At 61.7% G+C, this 20445-nt stretch carries 23 protein-coding genes; 13 read left to right on the top strand and 10 right to left on the bottom strand.

The window, feature by feature from the left end; genetic code table 11:
- Window positions 1–110: 110 nt before the first annotated feature.
- The 3 genes from DT23_RS17310 to DT23_RS17320 all read left to right on the top strand — a co-directional run bounded on the left by DT23_RS17310 (window position 111) and on the right by DT23_RS17320 (window position 2484).
- The gene (locus DT23_RS17310) at window positions 111–1316 is read left to right on the top strand and encodes a TsoY family (seleno)protein (RefSeq protein ID WP_038133344.1); all 1206 of its coding nucleotides are present in this window, start codon (window positions 111–113) and stop codon (window positions 1314–1316) included.
- Window positions 1317–1421: 105 nt separating this feature from the next.
- Window positions 1422–1778 (top strand): CidA/LrgA family protein, encoded by a 357-nt coding sequence (locus tag DT23_RS17315; RefSeq protein WP_038133345.1) that lies wholly within the window; start codon window positions 1422–1424, stop codon window positions 1776–1778.
- Entirely contained in the window at window positions 1771–2484 is a 714-nt protein-coding gene (locus tag DT23_RS17320) for an LrgB family protein (RefSeq protein ID WP_038133346.1), read from the top strand. The genes DT23_RS17315 and DT23_RS17320 overlap by 8 nt, the downstream gene beginning before the upstream one ends.
- On the opposite strand, the gene DT23_RS17325 is transcribed toward DT23_RS17320, so the two are convergent.
- The 6 genes from DT23_RS17325 to map all read right to left on the bottom strand — a co-directional run bounded on the left by DT23_RS17325 (window position 2481) and on the right by map (window position 6459).
- Window positions 2481–3137 carry a trimeric intracellular cation channel family protein gene (locus DT23_RS17325; protein ID WP_051697398.1) on the bottom strand — a complete coding sequence of 219 codons (657 nt, stop codon included), beginning with the start codon at window positions 3135–3137 and terminating at the stop codon, window positions 2481–2483. The genes DT23_RS17320 and DT23_RS17325 overlap by 4 nt on opposite strands.
- Window positions 3137–3598, bottom strand: coding sequence for a ribonuclease HI (gene rnhA / locus DT23_RS17330; RefSeq protein WP_038133347.1), 462 nt, complete (start codon window positions 3596–3598; stop codon window positions 3137–3139). Before rnhA ends, DT23_RS17325 begins: the two co-directional genes overlap by 1 nt.
- Window positions 3591–4196, bottom strand: coding sequence for a glutathione S-transferase family protein (locus DT23_RS17335; protein ID WP_038133354.1), 606 nt, complete (start codon window positions 4194–4196; stop codon window positions 3591–3593). Before DT23_RS17335 ends, rnhA begins: the two co-directional genes overlap by 8 nt.
- A gap of 3 nt (window positions 4197–4199) precedes the next feature.
- Entirely contained in the window at window positions 4200–4634 is a 435-nt protein-coding gene (locus DT23_RS17340; protein WP_038133357.1) for a DUF3429 domain-containing protein, read from the bottom strand.
- Window positions 4634–5581: a 4-hydroxy-3-methylbut-2-enyl diphosphate reductase gene (ispH, locus tag DT23_RS17345; protein WP_038133359.1), complete on the bottom strand. Its 948-nt coding sequence runs from the start codon at window positions 5579–5581 to the stop codon at window positions 4634–4636. The genes DT23_RS17340 and ispH overlap by 1 nt, the downstream gene beginning before the upstream one ends.
- A 68-nt stretch (window positions 5582–5649) precedes the next feature.
- Window positions 5650–6459: a type I methionyl aminopeptidase gene (gene map / locus DT23_RS17350; protein ID WP_038133363.1), complete on the bottom strand. Its 810-nt coding sequence runs from the start codon at window positions 6457–6459 to the stop codon at window positions 5650–5652.
- 116 nt (window positions 6460–6575) lie between these two features.
- Here map and DT23_RS17355 point away from each other — a divergent pair, with 116 nt between their 5' ends.
- From DT23_RS17355 to DT23_RS17365, 3 genes are read left to right on the top strand one after another with little or no spacing between them, the layout of a single operon-like run.
- A complete protein-coding gene (locus DT23_RS17355; protein WP_038133365.1) occupies window positions 6576–7304 on the top strand; it encodes a competence/damage-inducible protein A in 729 nt (242 codons plus the stop codon).
- Window positions 7301–8014 carry a GNAT family N-acetyltransferase gene (locus DT23_RS17360; protein WP_038133366.1) on the top strand — a complete coding sequence of 238 codons (714 nt, stop codon included), beginning with the start codon at window positions 7301–7303 and terminating at the stop codon, window positions 8012–8014. The genes DT23_RS17355 and DT23_RS17360 overlap by 4 nt, the downstream gene beginning before the upstream one ends.
- Window positions 8011–8964, top strand: a complete 954-nt coding sequence (locus DT23_RS17365; protein ID WP_038133368.1) for an OmpA family protein — start codon at window positions 8011–8013, stop codon at window positions 8962–8964. The genes DT23_RS17360 and DT23_RS17365 overlap by 4 nt, the downstream gene beginning before the upstream one ends.
- Window positions 8965–9003: 39 nt before the next feature.
- On the opposite strand, the gene DT23_RS17370 is transcribed toward DT23_RS17365, so the two are convergent.
- A complete protein-coding gene (locus DT23_RS17370) occupies window positions 9004–9909 on the bottom strand; it encodes a LysR family transcriptional regulator (RefSeq protein ID WP_038133370.1) in 906 nt (301 codons plus the stop codon).
- Between the two features lie 292 nt (window positions 9910–10201).
- On the opposite strand from DT23_RS17370, the gene DT23_RS17375 reads away from it, so the two are divergent.
- Window positions 10202–12217, top strand: a complete 2016-nt coding sequence (locus tag DT23_RS17375; protein ID WP_038133372.1) for an NADPH-dependent 2,4-dienoyl-CoA reductase — start codon at window positions 10202–10204, stop codon at window positions 12215–12217.
- 40 nt (window positions 12218–12257) lie between these two features.
- Here the strand turns inward: DT23_RS17375 and zapE are convergent, their stop codons facing one another.
- Window positions 12258–13343, bottom strand: a complete 1086-nt coding sequence (gene zapE, locus DT23_RS17380) for a cell division protein ZapE (RefSeq protein ID WP_038133374.1) — start codon at window positions 13341–13343, stop codon at window positions 12258–12260.
- 78 nt (window positions 13344–13421) lie between these two features.
- Between zapE and DT23_RS17385 the strand changes: the two genes are divergently transcribed.
- From DT23_RS17385 to lpxK, 4 genes are all read left to right on the top strand, one after another.
- On the top strand, window positions 13422–14243 hold the full coding sequence (locus tag DT23_RS17385) for a sugar phosphate isomerase/epimerase family protein (protein WP_038133461.1): 822 nt from the start codon (window positions 13422–13424) through the stop codon (window positions 14241–14243).
- An 88-nt stretch (window positions 14244–14331) separates the two neighbouring features.
- Complete coding sequence (locus DT23_RS17390; protein WP_038133376.1) at window positions 14332–14589, top strand: DUF4170 domain-containing protein; 258 nt, start codon at window positions 14332–14334, stop codon at window positions 14587–14589.
- Between the two features lie 22 nt (window positions 14590–14611).
- Window positions 14612–15838 (top strand): 3-deoxy-D-manno-octulosonic acid transferase, encoded by a 1227-nt coding sequence (locus tag DT23_RS17395; RefSeq protein WP_051697399.1) that lies wholly within the window; start codon window positions 14612–14614, stop codon window positions 15836–15838.
- Window positions 15838–16827, top strand: a complete 990-nt coding sequence (gene lpxK / locus DT23_RS17400; protein WP_038133378.1) for a tetraacyldisaccharide 4'-kinase — start codon at window positions 15838–15840, stop codon at window positions 16825–16827. The genes DT23_RS17395 and lpxK overlap by 1 nt, the downstream gene beginning before the upstream one ends.
- A 51-nt stretch (window positions 16828–16878) precedes the next feature.
- Here the strand turns inward: lpxK and DT23_RS17405 are convergent, their stop codons facing one another.
- Together DT23_RS17405 and DT23_RS17410 are read right to left on the bottom strand one after the other, a co-directional pair.
- Window positions 16879–17556, bottom strand: coding sequence for a DsbA family protein (locus tag DT23_RS17405; RefSeq protein WP_038133379.1), 678 nt, complete (start codon window positions 17554–17556; stop codon window positions 16879–16881).
- 3 nt (window positions 17557–17559) lie between these two features.
- Window positions 17560–18105: a DUF721 domain-containing protein gene (locus DT23_RS17410; protein WP_051697400.1), complete on the bottom strand. Its 546-nt coding sequence runs from the start codon at window positions 18103–18105 to the stop codon at window positions 17560–17562.
- A gap of 84 nt (window positions 18106–18189) precedes the next feature.
- Between DT23_RS17410 and mutY the strand changes: the two genes are divergently transcribed.
- The gene (gene mutY, locus DT23_RS17415) at window positions 18190–19242 is read left to right on the top strand and encodes an A/G-specific adenine glycosylase (protein ID WP_038133383.1); all 1053 of its coding nucleotides are present in this window, start codon (window positions 18190–18192) and stop codon (window positions 19240–19242) included.
- A gap of 55 nt (window positions 19243–19297) precedes the next feature.
- Entirely contained in the window at window positions 19298–20440 is a 1143-nt protein-coding gene (locus tag DT23_RS17420; RefSeq protein ID WP_051697401.1) for an alkane 1-monooxygenase, read from the top strand.
- The last annotated feature ends 5 nt before the right edge of the window (window positions 20441–20445 follow it).

Genomic DNA, 20445 nt, shown 5'->3' on the forward strand with positions numbered 1-20445 from the left:
CGGATTGCGCGAAATTTCGCGCGTGGCCACGCCGCGACGCCCTGCCGCATAGGAATCTCACGGGGGCGTGACCATCATATTCACGAAGCTGAATTTATTGGAGCCATTCCATGACCCATTCAACACGCCCGGCGGATCGCTATTCGCCCCTCTATTTCTTGGCCTCGCTTGGCGCAGGCGGGACAGCCGTGACGTTTTTCCTCTGGCTCTATTTCTGGGTGCCCCATCCGGGTCAATCCGTGCCGGTCTTTGAAGATATCTCGGCGGCGCTTACATCCGGCCCCCTCTTGCAAAAGGTAATGATCGTCGCGGCGATGGTGGGCATCTTGTTCTTCGCCTATCACAACATCCGACTGCTGATCTGGAACCTGCGCCAGCTTTCGGACTTCAAGAAAACCGATGCCTATCGCGCGCTCAGCGCCTCAAACGCCCAGACGCAACTGACGGCGATGCCACTGACCATCGCGATGACGATCAATGTCGGTTTCATCCTTGGAATGGTGTTCGTACCCGGCCTCTGGTCGGTCGTGGAATACCTGTTCCCGCTGGCCATTATCGCCTTCACCGCAACGGGGGGTCTGGCGCTGGCGCAGGTTGGCAGCTTCCTTGGACGGGTCAAAACCGAAGGCGGCTTTGACTGGACCGCGAATGGCTCTTTCGCGCAGATGCTGCCGGCTTTCGCACTGTCGATGGTCGGCGTCGGGCTGGCTGCGCCCGGGGCGCTGTCGCATGTCGCGCTGACCTCGGGGATCGCGATCATGCTGGCAACTTTCTTCATGATGGCGGCGCTGCTGGTGGGGCTTGTGGCGCTGGTTCTTGGGGTTCATTCGATGATGAGCCACGGCACCACCCCCGAGGCCGCGCCCACGATCATGGTCGTCATTCCGATCCTGACGGTGCTGGGCATTCTCGGGATGCGAGTCAATCACGGGCTGCATGTGAATTTCGAAGATCATTCGACCGCAGCGCAGGTGCTGATGTTCCTGACCAAGACCTATTCGGTGCAGATCCTGTTTGCGCTGCTCGGAATCGAAATGCTGCGCCGCGTCGGCTACGCCAAACGCTTCCTGTTCGGGGCCGAGAATTCGGCGGGAGCCTATGCGCTGGTCTGCCCGGCGGTGGCATTCGGCGTGATGACGCAGTTCTGGCTCAATGCCGGGCTGGTGCAATCGGGTCTGGTTACCAAGTTCTCGCTGGCGTTCTGGCTGCTATCGCTGATCGCCTTTGCGGCGCAGGGGCTGGCGATCTGGCTCGTGCTGCATCTGAACCGCCGCCACTTCGGGCGCGTTGCGGCGCAGCCGGTGCCCGCCGAATAACCAAGGCCGAGCCATGCAGACAGGGCCGTGCGGATATGTCCCGCGCGGCCCTTTTTCTTTGCCGTCCCGTGCCCTAGCATCCCGCCGTTCACCAAGGAGCCCTCAATGATCCCCGCTTTATCCCGGATCTTGCTGTTCCAACTGATCGGCGAGATCCTGTCGCGCGCGCTGATGCTGCCGCTGCCCGGCCCGGTTCTGGGCATGATCTTTCTGCTCATCGCGCTCAGCGCCTCAACCCGTATTCAGCAAATCGTGCGCCCCGTCGCGCAGTTCATTCTTGCGCATCTGTCGCTGCTGTTTGTGCCTGCGGGGGTCGGGATCATCGCGCATCTTGGCGAGTTGCAAGCGCATGGGTTTGGCTTGGCGCTGGCGCTGGTGGTGTCAACGATGGCGGCGATTATTGCGGGTGCTGCCGCTTTTTCGGTCGTGGCGAAACTGATCGGGAGCGTCTCTGATGACTGATCCATTCAAGCTGTGGTCTTACCTATCATCCGAGCCGCTCTTGTGGCTTTGGGCCACCTTGGTCGCTTATTGGATAGGGGATTTCCTGTTTCGTGCGTCCCGGCGCAGCCCCTTTGCCAATCCGGTGATGATCGCCGTGGTGATCCTTGGAACGGTGTTGCTGATGACTCACACACCTTACGAGCGCTATTTCAAGGGCGCTCAATTCGTCCATTTCATGCTGGGTCCAGCGACAGTGTGTCTGGCTGTTCCGCTGCATGCCAATCTGCCCAAGGTCAAACGCGCGCTGTTGCCGATTGTGGCGGGGTTGGTCGTGGGATCGACGACCGCGATCGTCAGCGTTCTGGCGATTGCCAAGGCGATGGGCGCGGGGCCGGTTCTGCTGGCGTCGCTTGCGCCGAAATCGGTGACAGCCCCCGTGGCCATCGGGATTTCTCAGCAACTGGGCGGCGAGCCGTCCTTGACCGCCGCGCTGACGATTATGACGGGCATGATCGGCGCGATTGTGGTGACGCCGATGCTGAACGTACTGGGGTTTCGCGACTGGCGGGCACGCGGCTTGGCAGTGGGCGTCGCGGCCCATGGCATCGGCACGGCGCGCGCCTTTCAGGTGCATGAAACGAAGGGGGCGTTTGCCTCTATCGGGATGGGGATGAACGCGGTGCTGACGGCGTTTCTCGCGCCCGTAATCCTGAGCCTGTTTTAGTAATCGCGTGGCGGTCGGGGTTTGTAGACCGGCAGGCTCCAGCCAAAGCGCAGCGAGCCTGCACGCAAAAGCAACGTCACGGCGGCGCATATCAGCAGCGCCGTAAAGCGATCCAGCCCAACGGCAGAGGCAATCAGCGCACCTGCCGCCCCTGCAAAGGCACAGCTAAGGTAAAGTTCACCCTGTTTAAGCAGCAGCGGCACCTCGTTGCACACCACATCGCGCATCAACCCGCCGAATGAACCCGTCACCACGCCCATGATCAGCACAATCACCGGGCCGTGGCCCAGCTTCATCGTAATCGCCACACCCGCAGGCACCGCCACGGCCAAGGCGCAGGCATCCAGCCACAACAGCGCGCGATAGCGGCTTTCCAACAGATGCGCGGTGAAAAAGACCACGATGGCGGCCAAAGCCGCGATGACAACATAAGTCGGATCGGCGACCCAAAACACCAGATCTCGGCCCAGCAGAAGGTCGCGCAAAGTGCCGCCGCCCACAGCTGTCAGCGCCGCGATAAAGATGAACCCCACCAGATCAAGCTGCTGGCGCGAGGCGACCAGCGCGCCCGTCAGCGCAAAGACCAGAACCGAGGCGTAATCCAGCCCCGCCCCGATGGGAAATTCGTTCAGCCAAACGGGCAGCGCAGGCATCACGCTTTGCCCGGTTTGAACGGTGCCATGCCTTCGCGGGCCAGCTCATCAGCCTGCTCGTTCTCGGCATGGCCCGCATGGCCCTTGATCCATTTCCACGTCACCTGATGGCGCGCTTGGGCCGCGTCCAGTCGCTGCCACAGATCGACATTCTTCACCGGTTTTTTGTTCGCGGTCTTCCAACCGTTCCGCTTCCAGCCGTGAATCCAGCCCGTCACGCCATTTTTCACATAGGCCGAGTCGGTGGTGATGGTAATTTCTGAGTCCCGTGTCAGGGCCTCAAGCGCGTTGATCGCGGCCAGCAATTCCATGCGGTTGTTGGTCGTGTCGGGCTCGCCACCCTTGAGCGTGCGCTCTTTGGCAATCCGCGCACCATCCATCGCGCGCATCACGACGCCCCAGCCACCGGGGCCGGGATTGCCCGAACATGCGCCATCCGTCCATGCCAAAATCTCAGTCATCTAACCCCACATATCCATCCAGCGCCGCGATCCGGTCCAGCCACGCGCCCAGCGCCGGGAATGGCGTCAGATCAAACCCGCCGCGGCTTTCGGCGGTATGCGTGTAAGCGTAAAGGCAAATATCGGCGAGGCTGATCGCATCGCCCACCAGCCAATTTTGGCCCTTAAGGCGATCCTCCATCAGCTGCAACAGCGCATTGCCGCGCTCCAGCAGCTCCGCCAACCGCTGCGGCGTGGCCTCGGGTTTGCGATGGGCATAATAGAGCAACGCCGAACGCACCGCGATCACGCCCTCATGCTGGTTTTGCTCCCAAAACATCCAAGAGAGCATCTGCGCGCGCGCGAACGCGTCTTGGGGCACGAAGTCACTCCCCTCACCCAACCAGCACAGGATCGCATTGGATTCCGCCAGCACACGGCCATCGCCCAGATGCAAGGCAGGTGCCCTGCTAAACGGCAGCGCGCCGCTTAGGTGCGCTTGGGCCAGCGCCTCGGTGTCATATTCCACATCGACGCGCTGGTAATCACGCCCGAGCAACGCCAGCAGCAGGCGCACCTTATAGCTATTGCCCGATGTGGGCATCGAATAGAGCTTCATCACTTAGCTCCGGACCAAGGCCACAAGAGAGGCCACGACAACAACCGTCAGTCCAAGGCGCAGTTTCATCCACCAACACGGCGCAAGCCCGCTGCGCGCAAAGACGTAATCAAGCGGCAGCAGAAGCACGAAACCAATCAGCAGCACGAAATTCACCGGCATACCGAACACGGCGAAGACGATGAAAAACAGGATTGGGGCGATGGATAGCGCGTAGCCCGCAGACCACTCAGCCTTGGCAGCGAACCCCCAAAGGCACCCGGCCATAAAGCAATAGATCATCAGCGCGTAGGCCAGCACCGCGACGCGCGGATCGGCCATGCCAGGCGGCAGCAGCGCACCGGTTTGCACCACCAGAACGCCCCAAACAAAGGGGATCAGCCCAGCAACGCCCAGCAGCAGCGCAAGCCCCGGAATGCGCGGCCCGATCGCGCGCATCAGGCGGTCTCGCGCAGCACGCGCGGCACTTTGAATTCGATATCTTCGCGCGCAGTTTCGATCTGATCGACGGTCAGGTCATAGCGGTCGCGAAAGGCCACGATGACCTCGTCGATCAGCACTTCGGGCGCGCTGGCCCCGGCGGTCACGCCCACCGCCTTGGCACCCTCAATCGCGCGCCAGTCGATGTCGTCAGCGCGCTGCACGAGCTGCGCATAGGCACAGCCCGCCGCTCGCCCGACCTCGACCAAACGGCGCGAATTGGACGAGTTGGGCGCGCCGATTACCAGCAGTGCATCAATCTGACCCGCCATCGCCTTGACCGAGGCCTGACGGTTCGTCGTCGCGTAGCAAATGTCTTCTTTCGCAGGCCCGACAATCGCGGGGAACCGATCCTGCAAGGCGGCTACGATTGCCGCCGTATCATCGACCGACAAGGTGGTTTGCGTAATGAAAGCAAGCTGTTCGGGATCGCGCGGCGTGATGTCCGCCACATCCTCAACCGTCTCGACCAGCAGCACCTCGCCCTCGGGAAGCTGGCCCATCGTGCCCAGCACTTCGGGGTGACCGGCATGGCCGATCATCACCATCTGATGGCCGTTCTCGGAATGGCGCTCGGCCTCTTTGTGCACCTTGCTCACCAGCGGGCAGGTCGCATCGACATAGATCATCTCGCGCCGCTCGGCCTCGGCGGGCACAGATTTGGGCACGCCATGGGCCGAAAAGATCACCGGCCTGTCGGTCGGGCATTCATCCAGCTCTTCGACAAAGACCGCGCCTTTGTCGCGCAAGGTATCAACGACGTATTTATTGTGCACGATCTCGTGGCGCACATAGACCGGCGCGCCCCATTTCTCGAGCGCCATCTCAACGATCTTGATCGCGCGATCCACGCCCGCGCAGAACCCGCGCGGCGCGGCGAGATAAAGTGTCAGCGAAGGTTTCATCGCGCTCTCCTTGGTCCGTCATTTCAGACCTAATGCGGGTATGCGCGCAGGTCCAGTGGGCGCGTGACTTAGCGCCAGGTCGGATGGAAACGACCCGCAGGCGAGGTCGTGAAAATATCCACCCCATCTGCCGTAACGCCAACCGAATGCTCAAATTGCGCGCTCAGCGATTTGTCCCGCGTCACGGCTGTCCAGTCATCGGCCAGAACCTTGGTTTCGGGGCGACCCAGATTGACCATCGGTTCGATGGTAAAAATCATGCCTTCTTCCAGCATCGGCCCAGATCCAGCGCGCCCGTAGTGCAAAACATTGGGCGGGGCGTGAAACACCTCACCCACGCCATGACCGCAAAAATCGCGCACAACCGACATCCGGTGGCCCTCGACGAATTTCTGGATCGCATGGCCGATATCGCCAAAGGTGTTGCCCGGCTTGACCTGCTCAATCCCGATCATCAGCGCATCATACGTGACCTGAATCAGCCGTTCAGCCTTGCGTGAGAGCGTGCCCGCCACATACATCCGCGAGCTGTCGCCAAACCAGCCGTCCAAGATCACCGTGATGTCGATATTGACGATATCACCGTCCTTGAGTCGCTTATCACCGGGAATGCCGTGGCACACCACATGGTTGATCGAAATGCAGCTTGCATGACGATAGCCGCGATAACCGATCGTCGCCGAGGTCGCGCCCATTTCGTTAACACGCTTTTCGATGAACGCATCAAGTTCTGAGGTCGAAACGCCGGGTTTCACCAGATCGGCAACCTCGTCGAGGATCTGCGCGGTCACCTGGCTGGAGGCCCGCATCCCTTCGAAGTCGCTTTGTTCATAAATGCGGATGCCGTCTTTGGTCACACGGCCGTGGCTATTGTCCAAGGCTCTACTCCTAACGCTTTTGCGCTTTAGATAGTCACAATTACGCCGCTTGGCCAGTACCCGGCCTTTCCCAGATGCCAACCCCGCCCTATACCAAGACAAAAGGAGGCCACATCATGCCCAATCCGACCGCTGCAATCCTGATTATCGGTGATGAAATTCTGTCCGGGCGCACCCGAGAGGGAAATGCCCATTTTCTGGCCGGAAAGCTGGTCGAGCAGGGCATCGATTGCCGTGAAATCCGCGTCATTCCCGACGATCACGCGGGCATCGTTGCGGCGGTGCGCGCGCTTTCCTCAGCGCATGATCACGTTTTCACAAGCGGCGGCATTGGCCCGACTCATGACGACATCACCGCCGATGCGGTCGCCGATGCGATGGGCGTTGGCATAGATGTGCGCGACGACGCCCGCGCGATCTTGGCCGCGCATTATGCCGCACGCGACACCGAGTTCACCGCCTCGCGCCTGCGCATGGCGCGTATTCCTGACGGGGCAACGCTGATCGACAATCCGGTCTCGGCCGCGCCGGGGTTTTCCTGTGGCAATGTCCATGTGATGGCGGGCGTGCCCAATATCTTTCAGGCGATGGTGGCAGGGTTGCTGCCGCGTTTGACGGGCGGCGCTCCGGTGATCTCGCGTAACTGGCAGGTGATGGCGGCGGAATCTTCGGTGGCCGATGATCTGCGGCTGATCGCGGGACAGTTCGGTGATCTTACCTTCGGCTCTTATCCCTTCGTTCAAGAGGGACGCTATGGCACGAACCTTGTGGTGCGTGGACAAGATCCCGCGCAAGTTCAGGCCGGACTAGCCGCGTTGCAAGCTGCATTTCCGGAGGGAAAATGAGTCTCGACCCTACCGCCCTGATCGACGCCACATGGCCCGCCGCCACCACGCAGGTCGCAGGTGGCTTCCTGATTCGCGAGGGACGCGGTGGCGGCTCGCGGGTGAGCTGCGCCACGCTTATTACCCCTTTCGATGACGCTAACATTCCCGCCGCCGAGGCCGCGCATCGCGCCTTGGGCCAGACCCCGCGCTTCATGATCCGCCCCGAGGACAGCGCGCTGGATGCCGCGCTCGAGGCGCGGGGTTATGTTGCCTATGACCCGGTCTTCCTGTGGACCGCCCCAATCGCGCAGATGCAGGGAGAGGTGCCCCCTGTCACGGCGTTTGCCCATTGTCCCCCGCTGCAAATCGCGCGCGACCTTTGGAGCGAGCTAGAGGTCGGCCCCGAACGCCAAGCGATCATGGACCGGGTGACAGGGCCGAAAGCCTGCATTCTGGGCCGCAAACAAGACCGCGCCGCCGGGGTCGCCTTTGTCGCGATCCATAACGATACGGCAATGCTGCACGCGCTTGCAGTCGCGCCCTCGTTCCGGCGCAGCGGTTTGGCACGTGCGATGGTGCATGAGGGCGCGCGCTGGGCATTGGCGCAGGGCGCAAACCAGTTTGAAATGTTGGTGACGCAGGCGAATGACGCCTCAAACACGCTAGCGCAAAGCCTTGGGATGACGCAACGTGCGGGCTATCACTATCGCCGGGAGGGCGGAAAATGAGAGGCGCGGCGTTCGTCTTGATGGTGGCCCTAAGCGGCGCGCCTGCACTGGCCGATCCGTTTAACCTGACCTTGCCCGCAGGCGCTATTCAAGCCGCGCAAACCTCCAGCCCGGCGGCGAGTTATGCCCTTGCCGTGGGGCCGTGGAAGGACGATGCGGTGAAGACCCTTGATCTGGAAGGGGCGCGCAGCGACATCGCTTGGCGGTTGCGCGCGAACCAGAATACCACGCTGCAATTGCTGTCAGCCCTGCGCGAGCAGCTTGTCGATGCGGGCTACACGGTGCTGTATCAATGTGACACCGATGCCTGTGGCGGGTTTGATTTCCGCTATGCGCTTGATCTGCTGCCCGAGCCCGCGATGCATGTCGATCTGGGCGATTTTCGCTATCTCGCGGCGCGCAAGGGCGATGAATATGTGGCCATCACCGTCTCACGCAGTTCGGAATCAGGCTTTGTCGAGATCACCAATATGAGCGTGCAAGACGTCACGCCCCTGCTATCTGACAATCCGCTGGCGATCCCGCAGCAATCGGCACCGCTGCCGGGCAGTGCCGCCGCACCCTCCGCCAGCGCGCTTGCCGCACAGTTGGAATCACAAGGCTCGGTCGCGCTGGATGATCTGGATTTCGCAAGCGGTGAGGTAACGCTGGGCACTCAAGAGGTTGCCTCGCTCAAGGCGTTGGCTGGCTATCTGGCAGCACATCCCGCTGCGCGCGTGGTTCTGGTTGGTCATACGGACGCGGTGGGATCATTGGCAGCCAATATCGCGCTGTCCAAACGCCGCGCCGAAGCCGCGCGCGCCAAGATCATCGCCGATTTCGGCACGAATCCGGCGCAAATCACCGCCGAAGGGGCAGGCTATCTGGCCCCGCGTGCCAGCAATCTGACGAAAGAGGGGCGTGAGAAAAACAGGCGGGTCGAAGCGGTTCTCACTTCGACCCAAAGTTGACAGCGCCCGACGGATAGAAGACGCTGTGGGAGGAAAATCTTACCAGTTGTCCGGGCCACGCTTTTCAAAAGTGGTGGCGAGGAAATCGATGAAGGCGCGCACTTTGGGCTGGGTAAAGCGGCCCGGAGGATAGACCGCGTAGATGCCCAGCGTTTCCATTGGTAATTCGGGCATGGCCTCTTCGACCAGACCATCCTTGAGCGCCTCGGCGTACAGGAAAGACGGCAGGTAGGCGATGCCCAGACCCGCGATTGCGGCATGTAGCAGCGACTGCCCGTCATTGACCGTCAGCCAGCCATTCGAGCGCACCTGACGCCGCTCGCCCGAGGGCGCGGTCAGCTTCCAGACATTGCCCGCCGATTGGTTGGAATAATGCAGCAGCTTGTGTTCGTTAAGATCGTCGATCTTTTCCGGGCGACCATAGCGTTCGAAATAGCCCGGCGAGGCGATCATCCGGCGCGAGGTTTCGGTCAATTTGCGGGCGCGCAGGCTGCTGTCTTCCAGCTCGCCCACCCGGATCGCCATATCGAACCCTTCCGAGATCAGCTCAACATAGCGGTTATTGAGCACCATGTTGACGGTGATTTCGGGAAATTCCTGCAAGAAATCACCCAAGACGGGCGAAAGCAGATTGACCCCGAAGTCGGTCGCAACCGAAATGCGCAACACCCCCGAAGGCGCGAGTTGCATCGAGGTGACCAGCGCATCCGCCTCTCCCGCATCATTCAGGACACGGCGCGCCCGGTCGTAATAAGCCAGCCCAATCTCGGTCGGGCTGACCCGGCGCGTTGTGCGGTTGAGAAGTCGCGCCCCAAGTCGTGCCTCTAGCGCCGAAACATGCTTCGACACGGCGGATTTAGAGATGCCCAACTTCTTTGCGGCATCCGTAAACCCGCCTTGGTCTACGACCATCGCGAAGGCTTCCATTTCAGTCAGGCGATCCATATGCGCACCTTTTCGGTCTCGGTTTATTGCTTGTTCGGGAACAGTTTTGGCCGTCAATTCGGGCGCAAATGGGGCCAAGAGGGGACAATACCGCGGTATTCTCACACGTTGGTTACTGTTGCGAAACGATGAGCCGCCCCGAAACGAAACGGCACTTAGGAAAAATGCGGCTCCGTTTCCTCGGTTCCCGCTTAGCCCACGTGATCGCGCAGTTCTGATGGCGTGACGCCGCGTTTGGCGTGACAAGGGCGCGGCACGCTTTCACACTATGCGCGAGTTTAGGGAGAACATCATGAGCCAGTTTCCGCATCTTTTCGCACCGCTCGATCTGGGGCATGTGACATTGCCCAACCGGGTCTTGATGGGTTCGATGCACACCAATCTTGAAGAGCGCGGCGATTGGAATGCGGTAGCAGAGTTTTACGCCGAGCGCGCGCGCGGGGGTGTCGGCCTGATGGTGACCGGCGGTATGGCCCCCAATAGCGAGGGCGGCGTGTTTCCCGGCGCGGCGGGCCTGTTCACCCCCGAAGATATCGCGCATCACAAGATCATCACCGATCGGGTGCATGACGCGGGCGGGCGCATCGCGATGCAGATTTTGCATGCCGGGCGCTACGCCTATGGCCCCAAATGCGTGGCACCGTCCGCGATCAAATCGCCGATTTCACCTTTCCCGCCGACCGAGTTGGACGAAGCGGGCATCGAGAAGCAGATCGCCGACATCGCGACATCCGCCGCGCGGGCGCGCGAGGCGGGCTATGACGGCGTCGAGGTGATGGGGTCCGAGGGATATTTCCTCAACCAGTTCCTCGCACGTCATACCAACAAGCGCGACGATGCTTGGGGTGGCAGTTATGAGAACCGGATGCGCCTGCCCGTCGAGGTGATGAAACGCGTGCGCGCGGCAGTGGGTGATGATTTTATCGTCATTTTCCGCATTTCGCTGATTGATCTGGTGCCCGAGGGCTCCACTTGGGACGAGGTCGTGACGCTGGCTAAGGCGATCGAGGCGGCGGGGGCGAGTATGCTCAACACCGGCATCGGCTGGCATGAGGCGCGCGTGCCTACCATTGCTACCTCGGTTCCACGCGCGGCGTTCACCTGGCTAACGGGCCGCCTACGCCCCGAGGTTTCGATCCCGGTGATCACCTCGAACCGGATCAACACGCCCGGCGTCGCCGAAGAAGTGTTGGCGGAAGGCAGCGCCGATATGGTCTCGATGGCGCGCCCGTTCTTGGCCGATCCCGATTTCGTCAACAAGGCGCAAGCGGGACGCGCGGCCGAGATCGCGCCCTGTATCGCGTGCAACCAAGCCTGTCTGGATCACACATTCCAAGGCAAGGTTTCGTCTTGCTTGGTGAACCCGCGCGCGGGCCATGAGACCGAGATCGTGATCACTCCCACCACCAGCCCCAAAACGATTGCCGTGGTGGGCGCGGGGCCTGCGGGTCTGTCCGCCGCAATCACGGCGGCGCAGCGTGGGCATAGCGTCACGTTGTTTGATCGCGCCGCTGAGATTGGCGGGCAATTGACGATGGCGCGCGCGGTGCCGGGCAAAGAGGAATTCCATGGGCTGACCGATTGGTTTGCCACGATGGTGGATAAAACCGGCGTCTCGCTTCGGCTCAACACCGAGGCCACCGTCGCGACACTGGCCGATTTCGACGAGGTAATCATCGCAACGGGTGTGCGCCCGCGTGACCCCGAGATCCCGGTCGAGGGCGGACAGGTCGCGTCCTATATCGACATCCTGAAAGGCCGCGTGACAGCGGGGCCGCGCGTGGCCATCATCGGCGCGGGCGGGATCGGCTTTGACGTGGCTGAATTCCTGACCGTCGATGACAGCCCGACGCTGGATCTCGAAGAATGGAAACGCGAATGGGGCGTGGGCGATCCTGCGCAGACGGCAGGCGGGCTGGCCGAGCCTCAGCCCGAGCCGCCCACCCGCGCCGTGACCCTGTTGCAGCGCAAGCGCGAAAAGCTGGGGCGGCGTTTGGGCAAGACCACGGGCTGGATTCACCGCGCCGCGTTGCAGATGAAGAATGTGCAGATGATCGGCGGCGTGAATTACGAGCGTATCACCGATGAGGGACTGCATGTCAGCTATGGCGAGGCGCGCGAAACCCCCGGCGTGATCGCGGCGGATACGGTGGTGCTATGTGCCGGACAGCTGACCGAGCGCAGCCTTGCAGATGCGTTGATCGAAGCGGGACGGTCGCCCCATGTCATCGGGGGTGCGGATGTCGCCGCCGAACTGGACGCCAAGCGCGCGATTGATCAGGGCACGCGGCTGGCGGCTGCGATCTGAGGCGTAAAATCAGGGGTGCGTTGGGAAGCCGATGCGCCCCTTATGCGTCTTGCGCCCAATCGGCGGCCTGCATTTCGCGCAAACGACTGGCAGTGCGTTCAAATTCAAACGTGCCTTCGCCCTCGACATACAGGCGCTCGGGCGTATCAGCAGCCGAACAAATCAGGCGCACTTTCGCCTCATACAACGAGTCAATGAGTGTCACGAACCGCTTTGCCTCGTTGAAATTCGCGGCCGAGAGCAGCGGGATATCATCCAGCATCAGCACCCGCACGGCCCCGGCGATCGCCAGATAATCCGCCGGACCCAACGCTGCTGCGCAAAGATCCCAGAACGATGCGCGGCCTACACCTGCGTGGAAATGGGGCAGTTCGACCGTGCGCCCCTTAACTGTCAGCTTAAGCGTATGGGTATGGTCCTGCCCTGAAAGTTCGCCCCAAAGCGCATCCATCCTGGCGCGTGACTCACGTCCGATGGGGTAAAAATAGACCTCTTCGCCCGACAGGCGGTGTTGGCGGTAATCGGTTTCCGATTTCAGCTCGTAAACTTGCAGTTTTTCGCGGATCAGGTCGATGAATGGCAGGAAAAGCTGACGGTTCAGCCCGTTTTTATATAGATCCTCCGGCGCCCGGTTCGAGGTGGTTACAATAGTCACGCCGCGCTCGAACAGAGCCTCGAAAAAGCGCCCCACGATCATCGCATCGGCAATATCGGTGATTTGCATTTCGTCAAAACACAGCAGGCGCAGCGAGCCGGCGACATCTTCGGCCACGGGGCGCATCGCATCAACGGTGTTGGCGCGCCGCGCCTCTTCCAGCTTGCTCTGAATTTCCTGCATGAAAGCGTGGAAATGCACCCGACGTTTGGGCACATCGGTCGCGTCAAAGAACAGATCCATCAGCATCGACTTGCCACGCCCGACTCCGCCCCAAAAATACAGCCCCGGCACGCCGTCTACCGGTGCCGATTTGCGCGAAAACAGCCCGCGTTTGCGCGGCTCGGGGGCCGCTTCCAGCTTGGCGCGGATATCTTCAAGAACAGGCAGCACAGCGCGTTGGGCCGCATCGGAATGCAGCGTGCCCTCGGCCAGCTTGGCGTCATAAATCTGGGTCAGTGTGCGTCTCATAGGGTTGCGATATAGCGCGTTTGCGGGATTGAAAACCCCTCACGCTTGCGCAAGCATCGCGCGCAAGAGGAGAACACCATGACCAAAGACCTGCCATTGCTGGGCGCGGCGCTTAGCCTTGATATGCTGGCCCACCACCAAGACTGGATTTTATCCGATCACCGCGACCTGGAATTGCAAAGTTTTTGCTGGCCTAACACGCCCGAGGCCGATTTGGTGAAAATGACGGCGCGCACCAAGGGGCTGCTTGATGGCTACACCGGACGGCTCGGGCTGCATGGGCCATTTTCTGGCTTCAACATTGATTGCGCCGATCCCGCGATTGTAGAGGTGATCCGCACGCGGATGCTGCGCACGCTGGATGTGTGTGCCGAGCTTGGGGCCGATCAGATGGTGATCCATTCGCCCTATACGATGTGGAAGGAAAGCGATCTTGAGGCGAATCCCTCTAAGGGTTTCATGCAGATTGAACGCGTGCGCTATGTCCTGACGCCCGTGATTGCGCAGGCCCGCGAGCTTGGCGTGACTTTGGTGATCGAGAATGTCGAGGATCTGACACCGCGTTTGCGCGTCGATCTGGCGGCCGCGCTTGATCCCAAGACCGTCAAGGTCTCGCTCGATACCGGACATGCGCAGTTCATGCACCGGCGTTTGGGCGCGCCCCCGGTTGATGCTTTTGTGAATGCAGCCGGGGCAGCATTGCAGCATGTGCATTTGCAGGATGTCGATGGCTATGGCGACCGGCACTGGCATCCCGGCGAGGGTTCGATTGCGTGGCATTCGGTCGTTGCCGCGCTGGGGCGGTTGCCCAAAATGCCGCGCCTGATCCTTGAGGTGAATGACGAGGCAGGGCTGCGCAAAGGCGTGCGATATCTGGCGGATCAGGGGCTCGCACGGTAACGGCTTCGTGCGAAGCGGGTCGCCGCCTTGTGAACCGCGATAGCAGGGCGTAATCTCTGCGCTGCAGCAAAAGTCGACAGGAGCTAGCATGTCCAAACCCAATCCGCAGCGTCTTCACCTTGTGTTCGGTGGCGAACTGGTAAACCCGAGTGTTACCGAATTTTCCGATGTGTCCAAGATCGACATCGTCGGAATTTTCCCGAACTACGCCAGCGCTTTCAACGCCTGGAAAGGGGCCGCCCAACGCACGGTCGATGACGCGCACACCCGCTATTTCATTGCGCATCTGCATCGTCTGCGCGACGAAGAGATCGAGGTCTCTCCGACCGAAGAACTCGGCAGCTAAGTCAATCAGGACCCGCAAAGAGATGCGCTACACCCTTTCCTCATGGATCAAGCGCCCTCTCTCTGCGATGCGCCCTACAGGGCCGCGTGCGCGTGACGCCGCGGCCCGCGAGCGCCCTGACGGGCCGCTCTTGTGGATATGGGACAGCACTGGCGCGAAATCTGGTGCTGCGCTGGTTGCGCGTCGCATCACGGCCCGGCTACCTAATCTGCAAATCGCGCTGACCACGACGGGCAATCCCCCCGATGATTTGGTGCTGCCGCCCGACTCGCTTTGCCTGCCATCGCCCGAGGACCGCCCCGCATCTATCAAACTGGTGCTGACTGCATGGCACCCCGAGATGATCTTGATTTTGGGCAATAGCCTGCCTGCAGTCCTGATCACCGAAGCCGCCCGACGTGACATTCCCATCGCGCTTGCGGATGCACAATTTGGCACTGGCGTTGGCGCATTGTCGGGTGATCGGATGGCGGGATTGCTGGGGCGTCTGACACGGATTTATCTGCGCGATAGCGACAGTCGCCGCGCGCTGGAACGTCGTTTGCCCGCCGAGCGGATTGAGGTCAGTGACGGCGCTTTGGTGGAACCTGCCGAGCCGCTGACCTGTTCTGAGGTCGAGCGCGCCTCTATGGCCGATGCGATCGGTGCTCGACCGGTCTGGCTGGCCACCAGCGTCCCGCATGAGGAGCTGGCCGCCGTTCTGGATGCCCATAGCTACGCCATGCGGCACGCGCATCGCCTGCTGCTATTGCTTGCCCCGGATCACGACGCAGATGGCGCAGCCTTGGCGAAGGATCTGAGCGATCAGGGCTGGTCGGTCACGCGCCGCTCGCTGGAGGGCGAACCGCACGCAACGACCGAGATTTTCATCGCCGATGACGCGCAGGAATACGGGCTTTGGTATCGCCTTGCGCCGCTCTCTTACATGGGCGGCACTCTAAGCGGCATGGCACAATCGCCGCGCGCGCCCTTGGAGGCGGCGGCTTTGGGATCAGCGGTATTGCACGGGCCACATCTGGGGCGCGAACGTGCGCAATATATCCGGCTTGAGACGGCACATGCCTGTCGCGGCATTCGCACCGAAGACGATTTCGCCGATGCGCTGGCTGATTTGATCGCCCCCGACCGTGCGGCGCATCTGGCGCATAACGCGTGGCTTGTGTCATCGGGCGGTGCAGGCGCGGTTGAAACCGTCGCAGGCGGGATTGCGGCGCTGCTGGAAGAACGTCTGACGAAAGGCGGCGCGTGATGGGCGCGCCGCTGTTCTGGTTCAATCCGCCTGCTCAGCCCGGCCTTGCCGCGCGCCTGCTCTCGCCACTCGGCGCGCTTTATGGCCAAGCAACGGCGCGGCGGGTGCGCCAGACGGGGGCGGCGCTGGATGTGCCGGTGATCTCGGTTGGCAATATCAACGCCGGCGGCACCGGGAAAACGCCCATGGTGATCTGGCTGGCGCAGCATCTTGAGGCGCGCGGGGTCACGGCGCATGTCGTTACGCGCGGCTATGGCGGCTCGTTGCAAGGCCCGGTGCGCGTCGATGAGCGCACCCATAGCGCGGATCAAACCGGGGACGAGCCGTTGCTGCTATCGGCCTTTGCGCCCACTTGGGTTGCGAAGGATCGCGCGGCAGGCGCACGCGCTGCGGTGGCAGCAGGCGCGCAGGTGATTGTGTTGGATGACGCGCATCAAAACCCCGCGCTGCGCAAGGATCTGTCGATCGTCGTGGTCGATGCGAAAAAGGGGTTTGGCAATGGGCGTTGCCTGCCTGCCGGACCTTTGCGCGAGCCGGTGGATGCCGGATTGGCGCGGGCCGATCTGCTGATCTCAATCGGGTCAGATGCTGCGCAGCATGAATTCTCCGCCGCGTGGCAATCGCGGGTTAAAATTCCGCATCTCACGGGTGCTTTGATGCCGCTGCAAACGGGGATGGATTGGCAGGATCTGCCCGTACTCGCCTTTGCGGGCATTGGTCATCCCGAGAAGTTTTTTGCCACGCTGCAAGCGCTGGGCGCGAACATGCTGCGCAGCGAAGCGCTGGAGGATCACCAGCCTTTCACGCCCCGCTTGCTGACCCGGATCGAGACCGAAGCCAAGCTGCTCGGCGCGCAACTGGTAACCACCGAGAAAGATGCCGTGCGGCTGCCTGCCGAGTTTCGCCCGAAGGTCTTGGCGCTTCCGGTGCGATTGGAAATCGCGATGGCCGATCCCTTGGACACGGCGCTTGAAAAGCTCGGGCTGTAACGCAAAAGGCCGACCCAATCGGGCCGGCCTTTCGTCAGAGTCAGACAGCGATTACTGCGCCGCTTTATCCAAATCGGCGTCGAGAATTTTCTTCAAGTCCGGCCACGCCATGTTGGAGTATTTCGTGCCATTGATGATGAACGTCGGCGTCGCGTCGACCTTGTCATCCGAAGCATTCTTCTGGAAGGTTGCGACCAGTTCCTCGGCGCGCTTTTCATCGTTCATGCAGTTGGTGACCTGCTCGTTGGTCAGCCCGGCTTGCAGCCCGATCTTGTGCAGATTGTCCGAGATCGTCTGCTGCTTGCCATCGCCGATCCAGTCGCGTTGCTTGGAAAACAGCATATCCGAGATCGCGTAATATTTCGGATCCCCGCCACATTGCGCGATCAGCCCGGCCCAAAGCCCGAACTTGTCGAAATACACCTCACGCTGGATAAACTTCACCTTGCCGGTGTCGATGTAATCCTTCTTCAGCGTCGGAAATTCCTCGGTATGCCAATCCGCGCAATGGGGGCAGGTAAACGAGCTATATTCGATGACCGTCACCGGCGCATCTTCCTGACCAAGGCTGACATCGGGCAGGATTTGCACCGATTTGTCGGCAGTTGCCTCTTGCGCCTGCGCTGCGGTGATCAGGCTTGCCTGACTATGCTGGCTGGCAAACCAGCCACCCGCTGCCAAAACACCTGCAACGGCGACGCCGCCAAGGATCGTAAGAGATTTGCTCATGTATCAGCCTTTCTTCTGCGCGGCCCGTTCCGCGGACCTCGTTAGAACGTTTTGTGCCAAAGTTTCCAGCGCAGATTTAAGGCCTGCATCCTTGCAGCCCTCTGCCGTGCGCGCTGCCGCCGCGATCACTTGCGGATCGGGAGCCTTGGGCGCGGCTTTCGGAGCCGGGGTGAATTGCGCCTGCCCCTCGGCGAAACCGATCGGGGCGGTCTGTGTCAGCGAGATGCGCGAAATCGCATTGTAGCCATAGCACGCGTTCACCTTTTCACGAATCTGGGGCAGTTGCATCTGCATCATCGGCGCGGCGGCCCCGGTCGTCAGCAGCGTTAAAGTCGCACCGAATCCGCCCTTGGAATAGCCGATTTTGACCGGACGGGTCTGGGCTGCGATTTCCTCGCCGACCACCTCGGACCAATGGGTCAGCAGCCGCGAAACCGCGAATCCGCGCGACTCACCGGCCGCGCGCACCCTCTGGCGCAGCAGCTTGCCTGCGGGCTCAAAGCCGCGCATGCGCCGGTCTGACTTGGATTTCGGGTCTTTCGCACTCATTACCAGTAGGTTCCTCTTGATCGGCCCCAGTGTATCCCGCACATCGGGTCAGGCCAACCGATGGGCAAGAGGGGAGCATAAACATTGTGTGACGGTAAAGGGGCAATCGGCAAAAGCCTGCTGAAATGGTATGATGCCAATGCCCGCGTCATGCCGTGGCGGGTGTCGCCGCAGGATCGCGCCTTAGGCGTGCGCCCCGATCCCTACCGCATCTGGCTGTCCGAGGTGATGTTGCAGCAAACCACCGTGGCCGCCGTGCGCGATTATTTCCGCCGCTTCACGGCGCGTTGGCCCGATGTCGAGGCGTTGGCCGGGGCCGAGGTTGGGGCTGTCATGGCCGAATGGGCCGGGCTTGGCTATTACGCCCGCGCGCGCAACTTGCTGAAATGCGCGCGTGTCGTGGCGCATGAGATGGGCGGGCGTTTCCCGCAAACGGCGGCGGATTTGCAAAAGCTTCCTGGCATCGGCCCTTATACTGCGGGCGCAATCGCGGCGATTGCCTATGACGAACCGGTCGCGGTGGTTGATGGCAATGTCGAGCGCGTCGTCTCGCGCCTGTTTGCCGTGCAGACGCCCCTGCCCGCTGCCAAGCCCGAGTTGACTGATTTGACCGCGCAGATCACGCCGACCACGCGCCCCGGCGATTTTGCCCAAGCCATGATGGACTTGGGTGCCACGATCTGCACGCCGCGCAACCCGGCCTGTGCGATCTGCCCGTTGATTGCGGATTGTGCTGCGCAATCGCAGGGAATCGCCGCCGACTTGCCGCGCAAACTGGCCAAGAAACCCAAGCCAACGCGGCTGGGCTTTGCCTATGTCGCGCTGAATGCGGCGGGGGATGTGCTGCTGGAGCGTCGCCCCGACAAGGGATTGCTGGGCGGCACGCTGGGCTTTCCCGGCTCGGAGTGGTCAGAGGTCCCCGCGCCCGCCCCGCCGCTGCAATCGGATTGGCGTGAGGCCGAGGCCGAGGTGCGCCACACCTTCACGCATTTCCACCTGATCCTGCGCGTCTTCGTGACCCGCGCAGAGGGCGCAGATTTCACCCCTCGCGGCGATTTTGCGCCCGGTGATCTGCCCACGCTGATGCGCAAGGTCTGGGACGCGGCGCAAAGCGCTGATTGGCCGCAACCTGAGTGATTGTATCAGGAAATTCCCGCGCTATCATGGCCGCGCTTGCAACCCCGAGGCCCCCATGTCCAGCCGCGCCGAAATCCGCAGCCCCTCTCACGCTTTGCCGTTCTGGCTATCGCTCGGCACTGTGCCGCTGGCGGTGATCGAGGCGCGTTATGGTGGCTGGACGCTGATCCTGCTGCCGACCTATGCGTGGTGGCTGGTGACGTTTCTCGACCAAATCCTCGGGCGCAACGAGGATCAACCTGATGTCGAGACGCCCGAGAGCGAGCTGACATGGTATCGCGCGATCACGATGGTCTGGTTCCCGATACAGGCGGCAGTGGTTTACGGCACGATCTGGTACGTGACCCGCAGCGCGCATCTGAACGGCTTTGAAATCGTGGCGCTGATGTTTGGCGTGGGCGTGATCTCGGGCACCATCGGGATCGTCTATGCCCATGAATTGATGCATCAGAAGAATAGGCTAGAGCGTTGGCTGGGTGATCTGTTGCTGGCCAGTGTGCTGTATTCGCATTTCCGCACTGAACATTTGCTGGTGCACCATCTTTGGGTTGGCACGCCGCGTGATGCGGTGAGCGCGCGTTATAATGAGGGGTTTCATCGCTTTTTCTGGCGGGTGCTGTTTGAATGCCCCGGCTCTGCGTGGAAGGCCGAGGCGCTGATGCTGCGCCGCGCCGGGCGGCCGCTTTGGCATCGCTCCAATCCGTTCTGGCGCTACGCTGCGTTGCAGGTATTGGCGCTCATCGCGGCCTTTGCGGTGGGCGGCTGGATGGGGGTGGGGCTGTTTGCCTTGCAGGCGTTTTTCGCGATCTGGCAGCTGGAACTGACCAACTATGTCGAGCATTACGGGCTGACACGCGAATATCGCGGCGAGGGGCGGTATGAACATGTGATGCCGCGCCATTCCTGGAATGCCGATCACACCGCGTCGAACTGGCTGTTGATCAATCTGCAGCGCCATTCGGATCACCATTACAAGCCCGACCGCCGCTTTCCTCTGCTGCAAACCTATGACGCCGACGAGGCACCGCAACTCCCGTTCGGCTATCCGGGCATGACCGCGCTGGCGATGATTCCACCCCTTTGGCGGCGGCGGATGAACCCGCGCGTGCGGGCGTGGCGGCGCAAATACTATCCCGAAATCAGCGATTGGACCGAGTATAATCGCGGCGCAACACCCCTGCCGCGCGGGTCTTACTAGCGCCT

It is taken from the genome of Thioclava indica (assembly GCF_000714545.1).
GTDB lineage: Bacteria > Pseudomonadota > Alphaproteobacteria > Rhodobacterales > Rhodobacteraceae > Thioclava > Thioclava indica.

What these genes read in the sequence shown, in the direction of transcription:
- DT23_RS17310 (WP_038133344.1), top strand. Translation starts at nt 111, where the DNA reads ATGACCCATTCAACACGCCCGGCGGATCGCTATTCGCCCCTCTATTTC.
- DT23_RS17315 (WP_038133345.1), top strand. Translation starts at nt 1,422, where the DNA reads ATGATCCCCGCTTTATCCCGGATCTTGCTGTTCCAACTGATCGGCGAG.
- DT23_RS17320 (WP_038133346.1), top strand. Translation starts at nt 1,771, where the DNA reads ATGACTGATCCATTCAAGCTGTGGTCTTACCTATCATCCGAGCCGCTC.
- DT23_RS17325 (WP_051697398.1), bottom strand. Translation starts at nt 3,137, where the DNA reads ATGCCTGCGCTGCCCGTTTGGCTGAACGAATTTCCCATCGGGGCGGGG.
- rnhA (WP_038133347.1), bottom strand. Translation starts at nt 3,598, where the DNA reads ATGACTGAGATTTTGGCATGGACGGATGGCGCATGTTCGGGCAATCCC.
- DT23_RS17335 (WP_038133354.1), bottom strand. Translation starts at nt 4,196, where the DNA reads ATGAAGCTCTATTCGATGCCCACATCGGGCAATAGCTATAAGGTGCGC.
- DT23_RS17340 (WP_038133357.1), bottom strand. Translation starts at nt 4,634, where the DNA reads ATGCGCGCGATCGGGCCGCGCATTCCGGGGCTTGCGCTGCTGCTGGGC.
- ispH (WP_038133359.1), bottom strand. Translation starts at nt 5,581, where the DNA reads ATGAAACCTTCGCTGACACTTTATCTCGCCGCGCCGCGCGGGTTCTGC.
- DT23_RS17355 (WP_038133365.1), top strand. Translation starts at nt 6,576, where the DNA reads ATGCCCAATCCGACCGCTGCAATCCTGATTATCGGTGATGAAATTCTG.
- DT23_RS17360 (WP_038133366.1), top strand. Translation starts at nt 7,301, where the DNA reads ATGAGTCTCGACCCTACCGCCCTGATCGACGCCACATGGCCCGCCGCC.
- DT23_RS17365 (WP_038133368.1), top strand. Translation starts at nt 8,011, where the DNA reads ATGAGAGGCGCGGCGTTCGTCTTGATGGTGGCCCTAAGCGGCGCGCCT.
- DT23_RS17370 (WP_038133370.1), bottom strand. Translation starts at nt 9,909, where the DNA reads ATGGATCGCCTGACTGAAATGGAAGCCTTCGCGATGGTCGTAGACCAA.
- DT23_RS17375 (WP_038133372.1), top strand. Translation starts at nt 10,202, where the DNA reads ATGAGCCAGTTTCCGCATCTTTTCGCACCGCTCGATCTGGGGCATGTG.
- zapE (WP_038133374.1), bottom strand. Translation starts at nt 13,343, where the DNA reads ATGAGACGCACACTGACCCAGATTTATGACGCCAAGCTGGCCGAGGGC.
- DT23_RS17385 (WP_038133461.1), top strand. Translation starts at nt 13,422, where the DNA reads ATGACCAAAGACCTGCCATTGCTGGGCGCGGCGCTTAGCCTTGATATG.
- DT23_RS17390 (WP_038133376.1), top strand. Translation starts at nt 14,332, where the DNA reads ATGTCCAAACCCAATCCGCAGCGTCTTCACCTTGTGTTCGGTGGCGAA.
- DT23_RS17395 (WP_051697399.1), top strand. Translation starts at nt 14,612, where the DNA reads ATGCGCTACACCCTTTCCTCATGGATCAAGCGCCCTCTCTCTGCGATG.
- lpxK (WP_038133378.1), top strand. Translation starts at nt 15,838, where the DNA reads ATGGGCGCGCCGCTGTTCTGGTTCAATCCGCCTGCTCAGCCCGGCCTT.
- DT23_RS17405 (WP_038133379.1), bottom strand. Translation starts at nt 17,556, where the DNA reads ATGAGCAAATCTCTTACGATCCTTGGCGGCGTCGCCGTTGCAGGTGTT.
- DT23_RS17410 (WP_051697400.1), bottom strand. Translation starts at nt 18,105, where the DNA reads ATGAGTGCGAAAGACCCGAAATCCAAGTCAGACCGGCGCATGCGCGGC.
- DT23_RS17420 (WP_051697401.1), top strand. Translation starts at nt 19,298, where the DNA reads ATGTCCAGCCGCGCCGAAATCCGCAGCCCCTCTCACGCTTTGCCGTTC.